A 16,279-nucleotide genomic window follows, 5' to 3' on the forward strand; every position below is an offset into this window, starting at 1 on the left:
AGCATCCCAACATGGGAGAAGGCGGCGTTGTGATTGTCGGCAGCGGACTGGCGGCGTTAACGGTCGCTTACTATTTGCCGCGGCATGAAAATGTGATGATCTTCACAAAGAAAGGCCGATCGGACAGCAACTCATGGCGGGCGCAAGGCGGGGTGGCGGCGGCGTTGGCGGAAGGGGATGGCTGGCGCAGCCATTTTCACGATACAATGACCGCCGGTTGTCTCCATAACGATGAACGAATGGTTGAGCTCATCGTCCGCGAGGGGCCGGAGCGGCTGCAGGAATGGATGAACGCCGGCATGGCGTTTGATCTCGACGAATCAGGCCGGATTTCTGTCGGTCTTGAGGGCGGGCACAGCTTCCGCCGCATTTTGCATGCCGGCGGCGACCAAACCGGAAAGGCGCTCGTTTCGTTTTTGCTTCAGCAGCTGAATGACCGTGTGCCGATCGTCGAGGGGGAACAAGTGATTGACTTGTTGATCGAAGACGGCCGTTGCGTCGGGGTGAAAACGAAGCGGGAAGACGGCCGTGTTTCGGTCTGGCGTGCGTCCGCTGTCGTATTGGCGTCCGGCGGCTGCGCGGGGTTGTACACGTTTACTTCGAATGCGCCAACGGCAACAGGCGACGGCATTGCCATGGCGTATCGCGCCGGTGCGGCGGTGGCGGATATGGAGTTCATCCAGTTTCATCCGACGATGTTGGCCGCCATGGGAAAAGCGGTCGGGCTTGTATCGGAGGCGGTGCGCGGCGAGGGAGCGGTGTTAGAGACGGAAGACGGGCGGCGCGTGATGGACGGCGTCCATCCGCTTGGCGATTTGGCGCCGCGCGATATCGTCGCGCGCGCCATCGCTGCCGAGATTGACCGCGGCGGCTGCGTCTATTTGAATATTTCCGCTGTCCCCCATTTTCGCCGCCGCTTTCCCACGATTGCCGCGCTGTGCGAAGCGCATGGGATCGATTGGGAAGCCGGCCGGCTTCCGGTCGTGCCGGGCGCCCACTTTGTCATGGGCGGCATCGTCGTCAATGAGTGGGGGCAGACGACCGTACCCGGTTTATACGCTGTCGGGGAAGCGGCATGCACCGGCGTGCACGGCGCCAATCGGCTCGCGAGCAACTCGTTGCTTGAAGCGATCGTCTTTGGATTCCGTGCGGCCTGCGCCATCCGCCGTCAAGCAGCGTGGCCGGAAACGGTGCACCGAGCGGATTCATCCAGCCCGCGTCGTTTGATTGTACCACGGCTGCCAGAGCGGGCGTTGCTCCGCGAACAGCTGTCAACGTTTGTCGGCATCGTCCGCAACGGCGATCGGCTTCGCGAAGCGGTCGACTGGTTGGAACAGTTTTCGTTGCCGGATTGGCTGGATGGCGACCTTGAACGATTGTCGGCAGAGGAGATTGAAACAGGATATATGTTGCTAGTGGGCTGGCTTGTCGCTTCATCAGCGCTTGGGCGCACGGAAAGCCGCGGCGGCCATTACCGGAGCGATTTTCCGCGTGAACGCCCGGAGTGGCGGGGGCGGCGCCTCGTGCGGACGAAAGAAGAGTGGGCCCGCCTTGGGGCTGGGAGGTAAAGCGGCAAAGAAAACGGAGGGATGAAAGATGAACCGGTTGAAGCTCGAACAACTGTTGCGACAGTTTTTTCTTGAAGATATTGGCGACGGCGATGTGACGAGCGAGACGATTTTTCCGGCTCATGAACGGGCATCAGGCATGTTTATGGCCAAAGCGGACGGGGTGGTGGCCGGCGTCGGCATTATTGCGGCGGGCTATCAGCTGCTGGATCCGCGCGTCGAAGTAACCATCATGAAACGGGACGGCGAGCGGGTCGCAGCCGGCGAAGCGATCGCCGCTGCATCCGGCCCGGTCAGAGCGCTGTTGTCCGGCGAGCGCGTCATTTTGAATTTGCTTCAGCGCCTAAGCGGCATCGCCACCGTGACGCGCCAAGCCGTCGATTTGCTCGGTGACAGTCATACGCGCATTTGCGACACAAGGAAAACAACTCCCGGGCTGCGCATGCTTGAAAAGTATGCCGTCACGTGCGGGGGCGGCTACAACCATCGCTTTGGCTTGTATGATGGTGTCATGATCAAAGACAACCATATCGCCTTTTGCGGATCGATCGCCGACGCGGTCAAAGCGGTGCGGGAGCGGCTCGGCCATATGGTGAAAATCGAGGTGGAAACGGAAACGGAAGCGGAAGTGCTCGAGGCGGTCGAAGCGGGGGCAGACGTCATTATGTTTGACAACCGGACGCCGGATGAAGTGCGTTCGTTTGTCCGGCTCGTGCCAAAGCCGATCATCACCGAAGCGTCCGGGGGAATTACGCTCGCCAACGTAGCAGCGTACGGCGCGACCGGCGTCGACTACATTTCGCTCGGATTTTTAACCCATTCCGCTCGAGCGCTTGACATTAGTTTTGATTTACAATGACGGGGGGAGAAAATAATGAACGTACTGGAGCAGCTAAAACGGCTCGATGACATGCCAGAGCGCTATAGAACGATGGAAAAAAGCGAGCTCGAGGCCCGCGCTCGGTCGATAAAAGAGCGGCTCGGCCGCCGCTTGTTTATCCCTGGGCATCACTACCAAAAAGATGAAGTCATCCAGTTTGCCGATGCGACCGGCGATTCGCTTCAACTGGCCCAACTGGCGGCAAAAAACGATGAAGCGGAGTATATCGTATTTTGCGGCGTCCACTTTATGGCGGAAACGGCCGACATTTTGACGAGAGAGGAACAAGTGGTCATTTTGCCCGATATGCGCGCTGGCTGTTCGATGGCCGATATGGCTGATCTTTTCCAAGTCGAGCGGGCGTGGGCAGCGCTCACGGATCTATTTGGCGAAACGATCATCCCGCTTGTGTATGTCAACTCGACGGCGGCGATTAAAGCGTTTGTCGGCCGCCATGGCGGGGCGACGGTGACGTCATCCAACGCGAAAAACATGGTCAAATGGGCGTTTTCGCAAAAAGAGCGGGTTTTCTTTTTGCCGGATCAACATTTAGGGAGAAACACCGCCTATGCGCTCGGCGTCAGTCTCGATGAGATGGCGGTCTGGGATCCGCGTGAAGAGTCGCTGCAATGCAGCGGGCCGGTTGACAATGTCAAAGTCATCCTTTGGAAAGGGCATTGCTCGGTGCATGAAAACTTCACCGTCCGGCAAATCGAACAAATTCGGAGGACGAAACCGGAAATGAACATTATCGTTCACCCGGAATGCAGCTGGGAAGTCGTCCAGCAGGCGGATTACGCCGGATCGACGAAATATATTATCGAAATGATCCGCAACGCCCCGCCCGGCAGTCAATGGGCCATCGGGACGGAAATGAACTTGGTCAACCGGTTAAAGAACGAACATCCGGATAAGGAGATTATTTCTTTAAATCCGTACATGTGTCCGTGTTTGACGATGAATCGGATTGATTTGCCGCATTTCGTTTGGGCGCTTGAATCACTGGAACAAGGTGTGGTCGTCAACCGCATCACCGTTCCGAACGAAGTGGCCTGTCAGGCGAAAGCGGCGCTTGACCGCATGCTTGCTCTTGCCTAGTTCCCCAACCCGGCGTGACGGAATCGCTTCCGTCCGGCCGGGGATTTTTTTATCATAAATGGGCGCTCATCGTCATACATTGTGTTGAAAGACGATATCGGGAAACAAGCATCGGTCGGATAGAGTACAAACAGTCTCGGTGTAGGAGGGGGAGCGGAGTGAAAATCCATACTGTTCAGAAGGGAGATACTCTTTGGAAAATAGCCCAAAAATATGGGGTTGATTTTGAACAATTGAAAAAAATAAATGGGCATGTAAGCGACCCGGATATGATTATGCCCGGAATGAAAATCAAAGTGCCGACGGCGGGAGTGCCGGTCAAAAAAGAAACAAAATGGCAGGCGCCGCCGAAAAAAGCGAAAATAGAAGAGCACCCATACGCGGAAGCCAAACCGTTCGTTTCGATCGACATTGATACAGAGTTCGGCGCCGTTGCTCCAGAAGGCAAAACGCCGGCGAATGACGCACCGGACAACGAAGCGCCGAAAGCGGTGGTGAAGGAAGCACCGAAGGCGCCGGACAACGAAGCGCCGAAAGCGGCGGTGAAGGAAGCACCGAAGGCGCCGGACAACGAAGCGCCGAAAGCGGCGGTGAAGGAAGCACCGAAGGCGCCGGACAACGAAGCGCCGAAAGCGGCGGTGAAGGAAGCACCGAAGGCGTCGGTCAGCGAAGCGCCGAAAGCGGCGGGGAAGGCGCCAGTCAGCGAAACACCGAAAGCGACGGGGAAAGAGGAGCTGAAAGTACCTGTCAACGAAACACCAAACGCACCAGTAAATGAAACACCGAATGTGCCGGTCAATGGGGCGCCAAATGCCGCGAACGCCGAGGGAGCGAAAACGCCGACTGTCGAACCGCCGTTTGTGCATACGATCCCGCCGGCCGCTGCGTCCTCTCACGTTTCATTTGCCAAATCGTTGTCGAATCTGCCGCCGATTCCGCCGAAGCCGAGCAATATTTTACCTGGCATTATGAAAGAGGAAACAGGAGAAAGCCCGGATAAACTGAAAGGGGAGCAGATGGAACCGGAAAGTGATGAAGCGCCGCCGCTTCCGAACATTCCATACGTTCCGGTCGCGCCGCCGCCAGCGTCGGCGTTTGGCAGTGATCAAGGATGTGTGCCGGTGACGCCGATTTTGCCGGGGCCAGGGTTTTATGTGCCGCCGTTGCCAGCGATGCCGCCGTATTCTCCGTTGCCCAATCCGCCGGCCGGGGAAAGCCCAGAAAGCGGTGCAGCACCTTATCCAGGCATCAGTGAAAGCAGCAGTGAATCGGCGGAGTCCCCACCGCTTCTTGGGCCGGGTGGACATGGGGCTGCCATCCCGCCGGCGCCGCCAGCGGGAGCCGCTTTCGCTTCGCCGGGATACGCGCCGCCCGGGGTGTATGCGCCTCCGGCTGGGTATCCGCCAGTTGCCTATATGCCTGTATATTCGCCGGTTCCGCACTATGGGGGGTATGCACCGCCTGGCATGTACGTGCCGCCGGCTCCATACGGGTATGCCCCACAACAGGCGGCGCCGCTTCCGTGGCCGGGCGTCGTCTACCCGACAAGCCCGCCTGGGTATGCGCCTTCGCCTGCTCCGCCGGCCGCCAGCCCGCGCCTGTTTGCCGGGCCGCCGGATGAGGAGAGCGAACATGGTGAAGAACCATAATCCAATCGAAAGAGACGCCGTCGGCCGTCTCTTTTTTCTTCTTGACCGCCAATATCGGCTTGTTATTCAACAAGTTGTGGCATTGAAACCGCATGTCTTCGCCATTGCCGCCCGGCAAGGAATGTTTGTCGCCAAAGCGTATCGCTTTCCTGTTGCGGCCGCGCGGCACGCCTGGCTTCTTGCCGCATTAAGGAAGACCGGTTTTTCCGCCGCGCCGGCCCCTATGCCGATCGGGCGCGGAGGAGTGGTTGAAGCCGGCGGATGCTATTGGCTGCTGACGGAATATGTAGCCGGAGCGCGTCCAATCTCGTTTGCCGCTTGGGCTGACGCCGCTGACGGACTTCATTTGCTCGAACGTTACCATACCATAACGGCAAACATCGCCAGCAGCAAGCAGGAGGCGATGGGGCTGCCGCGTGCGCAGCTGTATGACAAATGGCGGCGCCGCTATGAGGAGTTTTGCCGACATTTGCCTGTTGTTGAAACGATCATGGACAAAGAAGACATTTTATTTACGCTGCGCTGGGCGGATTACTGTCTATCAACGTGTCGCGAGCATGCTCCAGAGTTGACGGCGGATTCTGCTGCCATCATTCATGGTGATGTCGCCTCCCATAATTTTTTGCGCACCACAACCGGCCAGATGTACCTCATCGACTATGACGCGGCCGCTCTTGCCTCGCCCGGGCTTGACTATTGCCAATACGCCAATCGCCTCTTGCCGTATATCGGTTGGTCATATTCAACACTCGCCCGTTTCGCTCCGCTTCGCCGTTGGTTGGAAAAACGCTGGTTTTTGCATGCGCTCTTATTTCCGGCTGATGTGTTTCGTGAATGGCGGTCAGCCGCCGCGCGCCGCCGCCCTCTTGTGTTTGACCGCAAGCGGAGAGAACGGTTTGTCCGCAGCCTTTATGCTATGCTACAATGAGAAATGGAATCTTTGGAAAAGGAGTCGAGGGCGGATGCAAGAAAAAATTGACAAACTCGTGCAATGGTTGCGTGACCAAGTCTCCTCAGCCGGTTTAAACGGGGCGGTCGTCGGCATCAGCGGCGGCATCGACTCGGCGGTTGTCGCCCATTTGATTAAGCGTGCCTTTCCGGACGATTCGCTGGGGCTGATCATGCCTTGCAAAAGCAATCCGAAAGATATGGAAGATGCGCTGAAAGTGGTGAAAAGCTGCGGCATCCGGCATTTGGTCATCGATTTGACCGAGGCGCACCGGACGTTGTTTGGCGCGGTCGAGGCCGAGCTGAAAGCCATCGGGGAATGGAGCGAAGAGCGCGCGCGTCTCGGAGATGCGAATACAAGGGCGCGTTTGCGCATGACGACGTTGTATGCGGTCGCCAACAATTACGGCTATCTCGTCGTCGGTACGGACAACGCCGCCGAATGGCATACGGGCTACTTTACGAAATACGGTGACGGTGGAGTCGATTTAGTGCCGCTCATTCACTTTACAAAAGGCGAAGTGCGCGAAATGGGCCGTCTGCTCGGCGTCCCGGAAGAAATTATCAAGAAAGCTCCAAGCGCCGGACTGTGGGAAGGGCAGACGGATGAAAGCGAAATGGGCACGACGTATGAAATGATCGATAAATATTTAAAAGGGGAAGAGATTCCAGAACGCGATCGGAAAATTATTGAACGGCTTCATGAACGTTCGCATCATAAACGGCAGTTGGCGATTGCGCCGCCGAAGTTTTAGCTGTCATCTCGTTGGGTTGAACTGACAGCGATAAACCCCCCGCGTTTGCCGCAAGCTAAACGTAAGGCTGGCTTCATGCCAGCCTTGGGCGAAGGAAACCAAGGGGGGTTTTCCATTGAGATACGCGGTCAGATGGATCGGCGCGTTGTCGGTCGCCGGATTGCTCGCCTCATGCACCAACTACCGGGCGAATGAGGAAGGGGCGCAGCGTTATCATGATGCGGCGAGACCGATCGGTTTTTACTCGACGGAGCGAGGCGACGATTTCCGCTATGGCCGATATGGGACGAATGCGCTCAATTATGACAACCGTTATATACGGGCGCGCCGCGGTCCGGTCACCGATTATTTGACGGACGACGGCCGCCTCGGAGGACCAGCAGCGACCCGGTTTGACACGGACGTTCCGGCTCTTCCGCCCGACGTCGATTTCGGTGACAGTGATTACAACTACCATGGGCATTTGCACTCGCTAAACGTCGATCCGCACCCGTCGTACTACCGAAGCTATGCCGGCGGTTTGGCTGAGAAGCTCTCCCGCCGCGCCGCAGCGGTGAACGGAGTCGACGATGCCCGCGCGGTTGTGTATGGCGATCAGGCGCTCATCGCGATTGCCACAGACGCCCGCCATCCCGAGCGGCTTGAGAAGCGTGTCGAGCAAGCGGTCGCTCCGTACGCGGACGGCAAGCGGGTGCGCGTCACCTCGAATCCGAGCATGTACCACCGCATTCGCACGATTGACAACGCGCTTCGACGCGGGACTCCAATCAATATGGAAGAAATCCGCCGTGATTTGCGCACCATTTTTATCGATGGCACGATTCAAGAACGGCCGGAAAACACTCGGTGACAAACCGAAAAAGGCGTCCCAAAAAAGCGGGGCGCCTTTTTTCATGGCTGCTCCTTCGCTGGAGCTTGGCTGACAATTTCCGCGTTTTTTGCTATAGTAATAGTCGGAACATTCCGTTGCGATGAGAGGAGAACTGTCGATGGCTGGACATTCGAAGTGGAAAAATATCCAACGGCGGAAAAATGCTCAAGATGCCAAACGCGGCAAACTGTTCATGAAACTGGCGAAGGAAATTTATGTGGCCGCCAAAAGCGGCGGAGGCGATCCAGCGTCCAATCCGAGCCTGCGCCTTGTCATTGAGAAGGCGAAAGCGGCCAACATGCCGAGCGAAAACATCGAACGGGCGATTAAAAAAGCAACTGGAACCCAAGAACATACCAACTATGAGGAAATTCGCTACGAAGGATATGGACCAGGCGGCGTTGCCGTCATGGTCGTTTGCCTGACGGATAATAAAAACCGCACCGCCGCCAACGTGCGTGCGGCGTTTTCGAAAAACGGCGGCAATTTAGGGGAAACGGGGTGCGTCTCCTACTTGTTTGAGCGTAAAGGGCTGCTGATCGTCGATCGCGAGCAGCACGATATCGACGAGGATGAGCTGCTGCTGTTGGCGATCGAAGCCGGTGCTGAGGAGATGGAAACGACCGATGAGTCGTTTGAAATTTATACAGCGCCCGAGTCGTTTGAATCGGTGAAGGAGCAGCTGGAACAGCATGGGCTGACGTTTGCAAGCGCAGAGATCACGATGATTCCGCAAACGTATACGACGCTCGAAGGCGATGATTTGAAAAAAATGCTGAAGTTGATCGATACGCTTGAAGATGATGACGACGTTCAGGAGGTATACCATAACCTGGACGAATCGGTGCTTGACGAATGACAGCGCCCGCCAATTGTTGCTTGAAAAAGGGGTGTACGTCCGTCCGCCGTATATGGTCTATCCAAAAGAGGTGGAATTTTGTCGATCGGCGGCAACTCGCTTTGCAAAAAAGCTAAGCAGAATAGGAATAAAATGGAGAGCAACGGTGAAACTAAGAGCGTAAGGGAATCACCATGCTGGAAGAGAGGAACGGGATGATGCGAATTCTTTCCACCCTTCTGTTGGCTGTTGCCGCCGTGCTGCCGGTCCATGGGGTGTCGGCTGCGCCGGTCAAGATGACCATTGTGTTACAGCAGCATTACTTAGACGGAGAGATGAGCGAGGAGAAAGTCACGGAAACGGTCGATTCATTGACGGAAATATGGAAGAAGTACCGCGACTGGCAGCTTATCAATCTTGATGACCGAACGATCGTCTTTCGCAAAACGGTCAACGACATTTCGCCGCTGTTGAAAACGAACGGCTATTTCGGGATTACAGACGATGGCACGTTGTCCATTTTTAACGGCAAACCGGGCCGATCGAGCGAAATTATCCAGTCGTTTTTCCAAATTGACGTACAAAAGCTCGAAAGCCGTCAGCAAGAAAAGCTGAAGAAAGGAATTCGCGTCCTCTCGAAAGAGCGGTATGAACAAGTGATCGAAATGTACCACCATTTTGCGGTCGTCCAATAAACCAAGCGAAAGCCCGTGGTGCAAAGCGCATCGCGGGATTTCTTTTTGCTATAATGAAATCATATGATACAATGAAAGGACGAAAAAAGGAGAGGAGCATCCATTGATCGAGTTTATCCGCGGGTACGTCGACTACGTCTGTCCGGAATATATCGTCATCGACCATAACGGCATCGGCTACGAGATCTTTACGCCGAACCCGTTTGCGTTTCAGGAAAGCCGCGAGGCGGCGGTGACCGTCTATACATACGAATATGTACGCGAAGGTGTGCACGCCTTGTACGGGTTCCCAACGCGCGAGGAGCGCAACTTGTTCACAAAGCTGCTTCAAGTGTCGGGCATCGGGCCGAAAGGCGGCCTCGCCATTTTGGCGGCCGGGCGTCCGGATGAACTGGCGCGGGCCATCGAGGAAGAAAACGAGGCGTTTTTATGCAAGTTTCCAGGCGTGGGCAAAAAGACGGCCCGGCAAATGATTTTGGATTTAAAAGGGAAGCTCGGGGCGCTTGCGGCGCCGGCGGCTGCACGTTCGGCCGCACCGCTTTCCGGTGCGCTCGCCGAGGCGGTGGCGGCGCTCAAGGCGCTCGGCTACGCTGAACGGGAGATCGAGAAAATCATTCCGGCGCTCCGCGAAGAAGCGATGTCGACGGAACAGTATGTGAAGCGGGCGCTGGCGCTGCTTTTGGGATAAACAGCGGCCAAAGGGAGGAATGACGGTGGAGGAACGGCTTGTATCCGGGGAGGTCTTAGGGGAAGAAACTGCGCTTGAACCGAGTTTGCGCCCGCAATATTTGCATGAATATATCGGGCAAGATAAGATCAAAGAAAACTTAAAAGTGTTCATTGAAGCGGCCAAGCTCCGCGAAGAGACGCTCGACCATGTGCTGCTGTACGGACCGCCGGGGCTTGGGAAAACGACGCTCGCCGTGATCATCGCCAATGAAATGGGCGTCAAGCTGCGAGCGACATCTGGACCGGCGCTCGAGCGGCCGGGAGATTTGGCGGCGCTTCTCACTTCGCTTGAGCCGGGGGATGTGCTCTTTATTGATGAGATCCACCGGCTGCCGCGGGCGGTGGAAGAGGTGCTCTATTCGGCGATGGAAGATTATTGCTTAGATATCACGATTGGCAAAGGGCCGGATGCGCGCACGCTTCGCCTCGACTTGCCGCCATTTACGCTCGTCGGGGCGACGACGAGAGCCGGGGCGCTGTCGGCGCCGCTTCGCGACCGGTTTGGTGTCATCAGCCGGCTCGAATACTATCACGTCGACCAACTCGCCCAAATCATTGAGCGGGCGGCGGCCATCTTGCAAATCGGCATCGAGCGCGAAGCGGCGCTTGAGCTTGCCCGTCGGGCGCGCGGCACGCCGCGCATCGCCAACCGTTTGCTGCGGCGCGTCCGCGATTTTGCGCAAGTGCGCGGAGAGAGGGGAATTACGCTGCCGCTTGCTGTCGAGGCGCTCGAGCGGCTGCAAGTCGACCGGCTCGGGCTCGACCAAATCGACCATAAGCTGCTTTTAGCGATGATTGAAAAATTCGCCGGCGGCCCGGTCGGGCTTGAAACGATGGCGGCGGTGATCGGGGAAGAGGCGCAGACGATTGAAGAAGTGTATGAGCCGTACTTGATGCAGATCGGTCTCTTGCAGCGGACGCCGCGCGGGCGTGTCGTCACGCCGGCTGCGTACACCCATTTAGGAATGGAGGTTCCGAAGCGGTGAACAGCTTGCCAAAGTTGATCATGACGATTGGCGTTGTGCTCATCATTGTCGGGTTTGTCATGCAGTTTGTCAAACTCGGCCGCCTGCCGGGGGATATCGTCATCCGCAAAGGGAATATGACGTTTTATTTTCCCGTTGTGACATCCATCTTGCTGAGCGTTGTGTTATCGTTGATTTTTTACGTGCTCGGACGATTTCGCTGAAGGAAGGAGAACTGCGTCAACTACCCCCACTTAGCTAACGCTTGAAGTGGGGGCTTGCAACTCCCCAGAAGTGCAAACGGACTTCGTCCTCCTTCCTTGACTTGGGGTTGCATCAGGGGGCAGGTTGACGACTACCCAACGACGCAGGTCATGCCTGCATCGTTACCGATTCTCTCGGTGTGTCTGTTGGCAGTACTTGGCTTCCACACACAACAGACGGACCTACGCTCGATGTTTTACGGTTACAACGTTTCCTGTAACCAACTCCATACATCGAGTAGCCGTGATTGGAGTGCCTTTATTGAACGGTTTTCTCCACGCCTTTATTATATCATACACAAAAGAAAGGGGGGAACGCGCATTCCTCTCCCACTTACTCCCTTTGGTCGTTGAAGTGGGAGTCTCCTGCGCGAAATAGGATGAAAGTCGATTTGTTTGATTTTCATTTGCCGGAAGAGTTGATTGCGCAAACGCCGCTTCCAGACCGGGCGGCATCAAGGCTCATGGTGCTCGATAAACGAACGGGCGCCATTCGCCATGAAACGTTTCGCAACATTATTTCGTACTTGAATCCGGGCGACTGCCTCGTTTTAAACGATACGCGCGTCATGCCGGCGCGGCTTTACGGCGAAAAAGAGGAAACGGGCGGAACGGTCGAAGTGCTGCTGTTAAAGCAATTGGACGGCGACCGTTGGGAGACGCTCGTCAAGCCGGGAAAACGAGTCAAGCCAGGAACGAAACTCACCTTTGGCGAGGGGAAGCTTGAAGCCGTCTGCCTCGATACGCTGGAACACGGCGGGCGAGTGCTTGAGTTTTCGTATGACGGCCTGTTTTATGAAGTATTGGCCGAACTTGGGGAGATGCCGCTGCCCCCGTACATTAAAGAAAAGCTTGACGACCCGGAACGGTATCAGACGGTGTACGCCCGTGAAATTGGTTCGGCAGCGGCGCCAACCGCCGGTTTGCATTTCACCGAAGAGCTGCTTGACGCCATTCGCGAAAAAGGGGTGCATATCGTCTTCATCACCCTTCATGTCGGGCTTGGCACGTTTCGGCCAGTGCAAGTGGACGAAGTCGAGAAGCACGATATGCACGCCGAATTTTATCAAATGAGCGAGGAAACGGCTGAGACGTTAAACCGCGTCCGGGAGCAGGGCGGCCGCATCATCGCCGTCGGCACGACGTCGACACGGACGCTCGAGACGATCGCCGGCAAACATAACGGCCGATTTGTTGCAGAAAGCGGCTGGACCGACATTTTCATCTATCCGGGCTATGAGTTCAAAGGGATTGATGGGCTGGTGACGAACTTCCACCTGCCGAAATCGACGCTCATCATGCTCGTGAGTGCGCTCGCCGGGCGCGAAAATATTTTGCACGCGTATCAAGTAGCGGTCAAAGAGCGATACCGCTTTTTCAGCTTCGGTGATGCGATGCTCATCATTTGAGAAAGGAGACGAGCACGTTGACGACACCGATTCGCTTTGAACTGATCAAAACGTGCCGGCAGACGGGCGCGCGCCTTGGCATCCTCCATACGCCGCACGGCTCGTTTGAAACGCCGATGTTTATGCCGGTTGGGACGCTCGCCACGGTCAAGACGCTGTCGCCGGAAGAGCTGAAGACAATGGGGGCCGGCGTCATTTTAAGCAACACCTATCATCTTTGGCTGCGCCCGGGGCATGACATTGTCGCGGAAGCGGGCGGATTGCATGCGTTTATGAATTGGGATCGCGGCATTTTGACGGATTCCGGCGGCTTCCAAGTGTTCAGCCTCAGTGAATTCCGCCGCATCGAGGAAGAAGGCGTCTATTTCCGCAACCATTTAAACGGCGATAAGCTGTTTTTATCGCCGGAAAAAGCAGTCGAGATTCAAAATGCGCTTGGCGCCGACATCATCATGGCGTTTGATGAGTGCCCGCCGTATCCCGCGACGTACGACTATATGAAACGGTCGGTTGAGCGGACGAGCCGCTGGGCCGAGCGCTGCCTGAAAGCGCACCGCCGGCCGGACGAGCAAGGGCTGTTTGGCATCGTCCAGGGCGGCGAGTATGAGGAATTGCGCCGCCAAAGCGCCCGTGATTTAGTGTCGCTCGATTTTCCCGGCTATGCGGTCGGCGGATTGTCGGTCGGCGAGCCGAAAGACGTGATGAATCGGGTGCTTGAGTTTACGACGCCGCTTTTGCCAGCGGACAAGCCCCGCTATTTAATGGGCGTCGGTTCGCCGGATTCGCTCATCGACGGGGCGATCCGCGGCATCGACATGTTCGACTGCGTATTGCCGACGCGCATCGGCCGCAACGGCACCGTGATGACGAGCGAAGGACGGGTGGTGATCAAAAATGCCCAGTACGCTCGCGACTTCTCACCGCTCGATCCGAACTGCGACTGCTACACGTGCCGGAACTATACGCGCGCGTACATCCGCCATCTCATCAAATGTGATGAAACATTTGGCATCCGCCTCACGTCTTATCATAACGTCTATTTTTTGATAAAATTGATGGAGCAGGTGAGACAAGCGATCCGCGAAGATCGACTCGCCGATTTCCGCGAGGAATTTTTCGAACGCTACGGCTTCAACAAGCCGAATGCAAAAAACTTTTGACGACCGGAAAGGAGGGGGATTGCATGAACGCAGTGATCGCCAATTTGTTGCCGATTGTGCTGTTTTTTGTGATTTTCTACTTTTTGCTCATTCGCCCGCAACAAAAACGGCAGCGCGCCATCCAGCAAATGCAGGCGAATTTGAAAAAAGGCGATAAAATCATCACGATCGGTGGATTGCACGGCATCATCGACTCGGTCGATGAGGACAAAATCATCGTTCGCGCCGGCGACGGCACGCGACTGACGTTCGACCGCTCTGCGGTAAGAGAAGTGGTGGCGGAAAGCAAGGCATAGTGGAAGCTCAGAGGGCGGCGCCTAAGCCAGGCCGCCGTCAAAAAAGCGGCTGTTTCCCAATGAAACAGCCGCTTTTGCATTGATGCGCCCGCTTACGCCCGCTCGCGGCGCACCGGAGACAAGTTGACGCCGACGATGCCGCCGAGGGAGGCGGCAATCAAAAAGCCAAGATGGTATAGCCATTGTTCGATGGTAAACGGTTTTTCGATGCCGAGAAACTGAAACAAAAAGACAATTGCCGTAAACGAAAGGCCGGTCAGCCCGCCGGCGAGCCATCCTTTTTCTTGGCTTTTTCCGCCGGCGACAACGCCGCCGATAAACAGCGAGACAACCGAGGCGGCAAACACGATCCAGGTGAGCGATGATTCGTGAATGTCCGTCCATTTGAGCAACAACGAAAAAATGAAGCTGACGAGCGCCGCCAACACAAAAACTGTGGCGATTCCATACACCAGTGCGCTGCCAAGCCGTGACACCGCGATCCCTCCTTGGCCCAAACGCTTTTTACCACAATATATTCACCGCCGGACAGGTTTAGACGTTTATTTTCGCTTGTTTTTGCCGGCCAGCCAGTGCAGCCCCGGAAGGTAGACGAGCTCTTCGCGCCGGATGAGCCGGAACAGAACGAGGCAGGTGGCATATAGGGCGGCTGTGGCGGCCATGGCAAGCAGCGTCCAAAGCGGTGCGGGCACCGCCAAAAGCGGATGGCGGGAGAGCGCATAGCCGATTGCGCCCGCAGCGATGATGGCGCCAAGCGCTTTGATGTACTCGCGCGCATCGATGGAAAAAGACACCATCTTGACGACCGTGGCAAAGTGAAGCAACGTCACAAGAACGGTGCTGACTGCAGTCGCCAGCGCCGCGCCCATAATGCCCAAACTTGGATGGGAAGCAAGGACGAAGATGCACACGAGCTTCACCACTGCTCCGATCAAGCTGTTCGTCATGGCGGCTTTCGCCAAGTCCAGTCCTTGCAAGATCGCCTGCAGCGGGCCTTGGAAATAATACAATAAGAAAAACGGCGCCATCACTTGAATAAAGATCGCGGCTTCACTTGTGCCGTACATCCAGCGCATGAGCGGCTCGGCGAACAAGTAAAGAATGACGGTGGAAAGGCCGCCGGTGATAAGCGACAAGCGCATCGCCTGGGTGATCCGGTATTCGACCAAAAGCAGCTTGCGTTGCGCCATGGCTTCGCTGATGGCCGGCACCAGGGTGGTCGAAAGCGCGTACGTAATAAACGACGGCAACGTCAACAATGGCAGCGCGTAGCCGACAAGCTGTCCGTATTGCCTTGTGGCAGTGGAGGCGGCGATGCCGGCCAATGCCAAGCTGTTGGCGACGACGATTGGCTCAAAAAACCAAGAAAGCGAGCCGATCAAACGGCCGCCGGTCGTTGGCAAGGCAATGCGCATGAGGCGGACGAACGTCTCTTTGCCGGCTTGGACGTAGTGAAAAAACTTTGTCCGCAGGCGAATCGATTTTTTAACCTTAAATAAAAACAGCAAATACAATAATGCTGCCAGCTCGCCGAGAACGGAAGACGCCATAGCGCCGGCGGCGGCATATTCGACGCCGTACGGCAAAAGAGGCTGTGTGCATAAGGCGATCAAGCTGATGCGGACGACTTGTTCAATCAAAAGCGAGTAGGCGTACGGTTTCATTTGCTGGCGTCCTTGAAAGTAGCCGAGCAGCACCGAAGAGATGGCAGCGATCGGCACAATTGGAGCGATGGCAAGAAGCGGATAGTACGTGCGCGGGTCGGTGAACATCGTCCGGGAGAGCCATGGCGCAACAGCGATGAACGCCGGCAGAAGCACGATGCTTAGCGCGCCGGTGGTGGCCAGCGACACGACGAGAATTTGTTTCACCCGCTGCCGGTCGCCGGCCGCCTCTGCTTCGGCGACGAGTTTGGAAATGGCGACCGGCAGCCCGATCTGCGTCGCGGTAATCGCTAAAAAGAGCGTCGGCACGGCCATCATGTACAGCCCGACTCCTTCATCGCCGATCATGCGGGCGACGACAATTCGGTTGATGAAACCGAGAATTTTCGTAATAAAGCCAGCGACGATTAAAATGACCGTACCTTGTAAAAATTTAGACATTTTCTCCCCCTGCCTTCTCAAATGCCTCCATCTTTTATACAATATATGCA

The 16,279-nt window shown here is 56.3% G+C and carries 17 protein-coding genes; 15 read left to right on the forward strand and 2 right to left on the reverse strand.

What is annotated here, in order from left to right; translation table 11 throughout:
• Positions 1-11 precede the first annotated feature (11 nt).
• From nadB to yajC, 15 genes are all read left to right on the forward strand, one after another.
• Positions 12-1,568, forward strand: coding sequence for an L-aspartate oxidase (nadB, locus tag ETC02_RS04430; protein WP_044744808.1), 1,557 nt, complete (start codon positions 12-14; stop codon positions 1,566-1,568).
• Between the two features lie 28 nt (positions 1,569-1,596).
• On the forward strand, positions 1,597-2,427 hold the full coding sequence (gene nadC, locus ETC02_RS04435) for a carboxylating nicotinate-nucleotide diphosphorylase (RefSeq protein ID WP_044744807.1): 831 nt from the start codon (positions 1,597-1,599) through the stop codon (positions 2,425-2,427).
• Between the two features lie 15 nt (positions 2,428-2,442).
• Positions 2,443-3,546, forward strand: coding sequence for a quinolinate synthase NadA (nadA, locus tag ETC02_RS04440; RefSeq protein ID WP_049624749.1), 1,104 nt, complete (start codon positions 2,443-2,445; stop codon positions 3,544-3,546).
• A 158-nt stretch (positions 3,547-3,704) separates the two neighbouring features.
• Positions 3,705-5,195 (forward strand): SafA/ExsA family spore coat assembly protein, encoded by a 1,491-nt coding sequence (gene safA, locus ETC02_RS04445; RefSeq protein WP_171698088.1) that lies wholly within the window; start codon positions 3,705-3,707, stop codon positions 5,193-5,195.
• On the forward strand, positions 5,179-6,123 hold the full coding sequence (locus tag ETC02_RS04450; protein WP_050367608.1) for a phosphotransferase: 945 nt from the start codon (positions 5,179-5,181) through the stop codon (positions 6,121-6,123). Before safA ends, ETC02_RS04450 begins: the two co-directional genes overlap by 17 nt.
• Before the next feature lie 34 nt (positions 6,124-6,157).
• Positions 6,158-6,898, forward strand: coding sequence for an NAD(+) synthase (gene nadE, locus ETC02_RS04455; RefSeq protein ID WP_033014805.1), 741 nt, complete (start codon positions 6,158-6,160; stop codon positions 6,896-6,898).
• Positions 6,899-7,013: 115 nt separating this feature from the next.
• Positions 7,014-7,748, forward strand: a complete 735-nt coding sequence (locus ETC02_RS04460) for a YhcN/YlaJ family sporulation lipoprotein (protein WP_050367607.1) — start codon at positions 7,014-7,016, stop codon at positions 7,746-7,748.
• Between the two features lie 139 nt (positions 7,749-7,887).
• Complete coding sequence (locus ETC02_RS04465; RefSeq protein ID WP_050367606.1) at positions 7,888-8,628, forward strand: YebC/PmpR family DNA-binding transcriptional regulator; 741 nt, start codon at positions 7,888-7,890, stop codon at positions 8,626-8,628.
• A 197-nt stretch (positions 8,629-8,825) separates the two neighbouring features.
• Positions 8,826-9,302 (forward strand): intercompartmental signaling factor BofC, encoded by a 477-nt coding sequence (locus ETC02_RS04470; RefSeq protein WP_050368703.1) that lies wholly within the window; start codon positions 8,826-8,828, stop codon positions 9,300-9,302.
• A 103-nt stretch (positions 9,303-9,405) separates the two neighbouring features.
• Complete coding sequence (gene ruvA / locus ETC02_RS04475; RefSeq protein WP_050367605.1) at positions 9,406-9,990, forward strand: Holliday junction branch migration protein RuvA; 585 nt, start codon at positions 9,406-9,408, stop codon at positions 9,988-9,990.
• Positions 9,991-10,015: 25 nt separating this feature from the next.
• The gene (gene ruvB / locus ETC02_RS04480; RefSeq protein ID WP_063210352.1) at positions 10,016-11,017 is read left to right on the forward strand and encodes a Holliday junction branch migration DNA helicase RuvB; all 1,002 of its coding nucleotides are present in this window, start codon (positions 10,016-10,018) and stop codon (positions 11,015-11,017) included.
• The gene (locus ETC02_RS04485; protein WP_013524224.1) at positions 11,014-11,220 is read left to right on the forward strand and encodes a DUF2905 domain-containing protein; all 207 of its coding nucleotides are present in this window, start codon (positions 11,014-11,016) and stop codon (positions 11,218-11,220) included. The genes ruvB and ETC02_RS04485 overlap by 4 nt, the downstream gene beginning before the upstream one ends.
• 419 nt (positions 11,221-11,639) lie before the next feature.
• Positions 11,640-12,668, forward strand: coding sequence for a tRNA preQ1(34) S-adenosylmethionine ribosyltransferase-isomerase QueA (gene queA, locus ETC02_RS04490; RefSeq protein ID WP_023633730.1), 1,029 nt, complete (start codon positions 11,640-11,642; stop codon positions 12,666-12,668).
• Between the two features lie 17 nt (positions 12,669-12,685).
• Positions 12,686-13,828 carry a tRNA guanosine(34) transglycosylase Tgt gene (gene tgt, locus ETC02_RS04495; RefSeq protein WP_050367604.1) on the forward strand — a complete coding sequence of 381 codons (1,143 nt, stop codon included), beginning with the start codon at positions 12,686-12,688 and terminating at the stop codon, positions 13,826-13,828.
• Between the two features lie 23 nt (positions 13,829-13,851).
• On the forward strand, positions 13,852-14,124 hold the full coding sequence (yajC, locus tag ETC02_RS04500; RefSeq protein ID WP_050367603.1) for a preprotein translocase subunit YajC: 273 nt from the start codon (positions 13,852-13,854) through the stop codon (positions 14,122-14,124).
• A 92-nt stretch (positions 14,125-14,216) separates the two neighbouring features.
• Here yajC and ETC02_RS04505 read toward each other — a convergent pair whose 3' ends face one another.
• Positions 14,217-14,600: a TIGR04086 family membrane protein gene (locus tag ETC02_RS04505; RefSeq protein ID WP_050367602.1), complete on the reverse strand. Its 384-nt coding sequence runs from the start codon at positions 14,598-14,600 to the stop codon at positions 14,217-14,219.
• Positions 14,601-14,666: 66 nt separating this feature from the next.
• Positions 14,667-16,229 (reverse strand): stage V sporulation protein B, encoded by a 1,563-nt coding sequence (spoVB, locus tag ETC02_RS04510; protein WP_050367601.1) that lies wholly within the window; start codon positions 16,227-16,229, stop codon positions 14,667-14,669.
• Positions 16,230-16,279 lie beyond the last annotated feature (50 nt).

Source organism: Geobacillus sp. DSP4a (assembly GCF_013096875.1).
GTDB classification, from domain to species: Bacteria; Bacillota; Bacilli; order Bacillales; family Anoxybacillaceae; genus Geobacillus; species Geobacillus thermophilus.

Coding starts and splice junctions, on each gene's coding strand:
- yajC (WP_050367603.1), top strand. CDS start 13,852: ATGAACGCAGTGATCGCCAATTTGTTGCCGATTGTGCTGTTTTTTGTG.
- spoVB (WP_050367601.1), bottom strand. CDS start 16,229: ATGTCTAAATTTTTACAAGGTACGGTCATTTTAATCGTCGCTGGCTTT.
- ETC02_RS04450 (WP_050367608.1), top strand. CDS start 5,179: ATGGTGAAGAACCATAATCCAATCGAAAGAGACGCCGTCGGCCGTCTC.
- nadC (WP_044744807.1), top strand. CDS start 1,597: ATGAACCGGTTGAAGCTCGAACAACTGTTGCGACAGTTTTTTCTTGAA.
- nadE (WP_033014805.1), top strand. CDS start 6,158: ATGCAAGAAAAAATTGACAAACTCGTGCAATGGTTGCGTGACCAAGTC.
- queA (WP_023633730.1), top strand. CDS start 11,640: ATGAAAGTCGATTTGTTTGATTTTCATTTGCCGGAAGAGTTGATTGCG.
- nadA (WP_049624749.1), top strand. CDS start 2,443: ATGAACGTACTGGAGCAGCTAAAACGGCTCGATGACATGCCAGAGCGC.
- nadB (WP_044744808.1), top strand. CDS start 12: ATGGGAGAAGGCGGCGTTGTGATTGTCGGCAGCGGACTGGCGGCGTTA.
- ETC02_RS04465 (WP_050367606.1), top strand. CDS start 7,888: ATGGCTGGACATTCGAAGTGGAAAAATATCCAACGGCGGAAAAATGCT.
- ETC02_RS04470 (WP_050368703.1), top strand. CDS start 8,826: ATGCGAATTCTTTCCACCCTTCTGTTGGCTGTTGCCGCCGTGCTGCCG.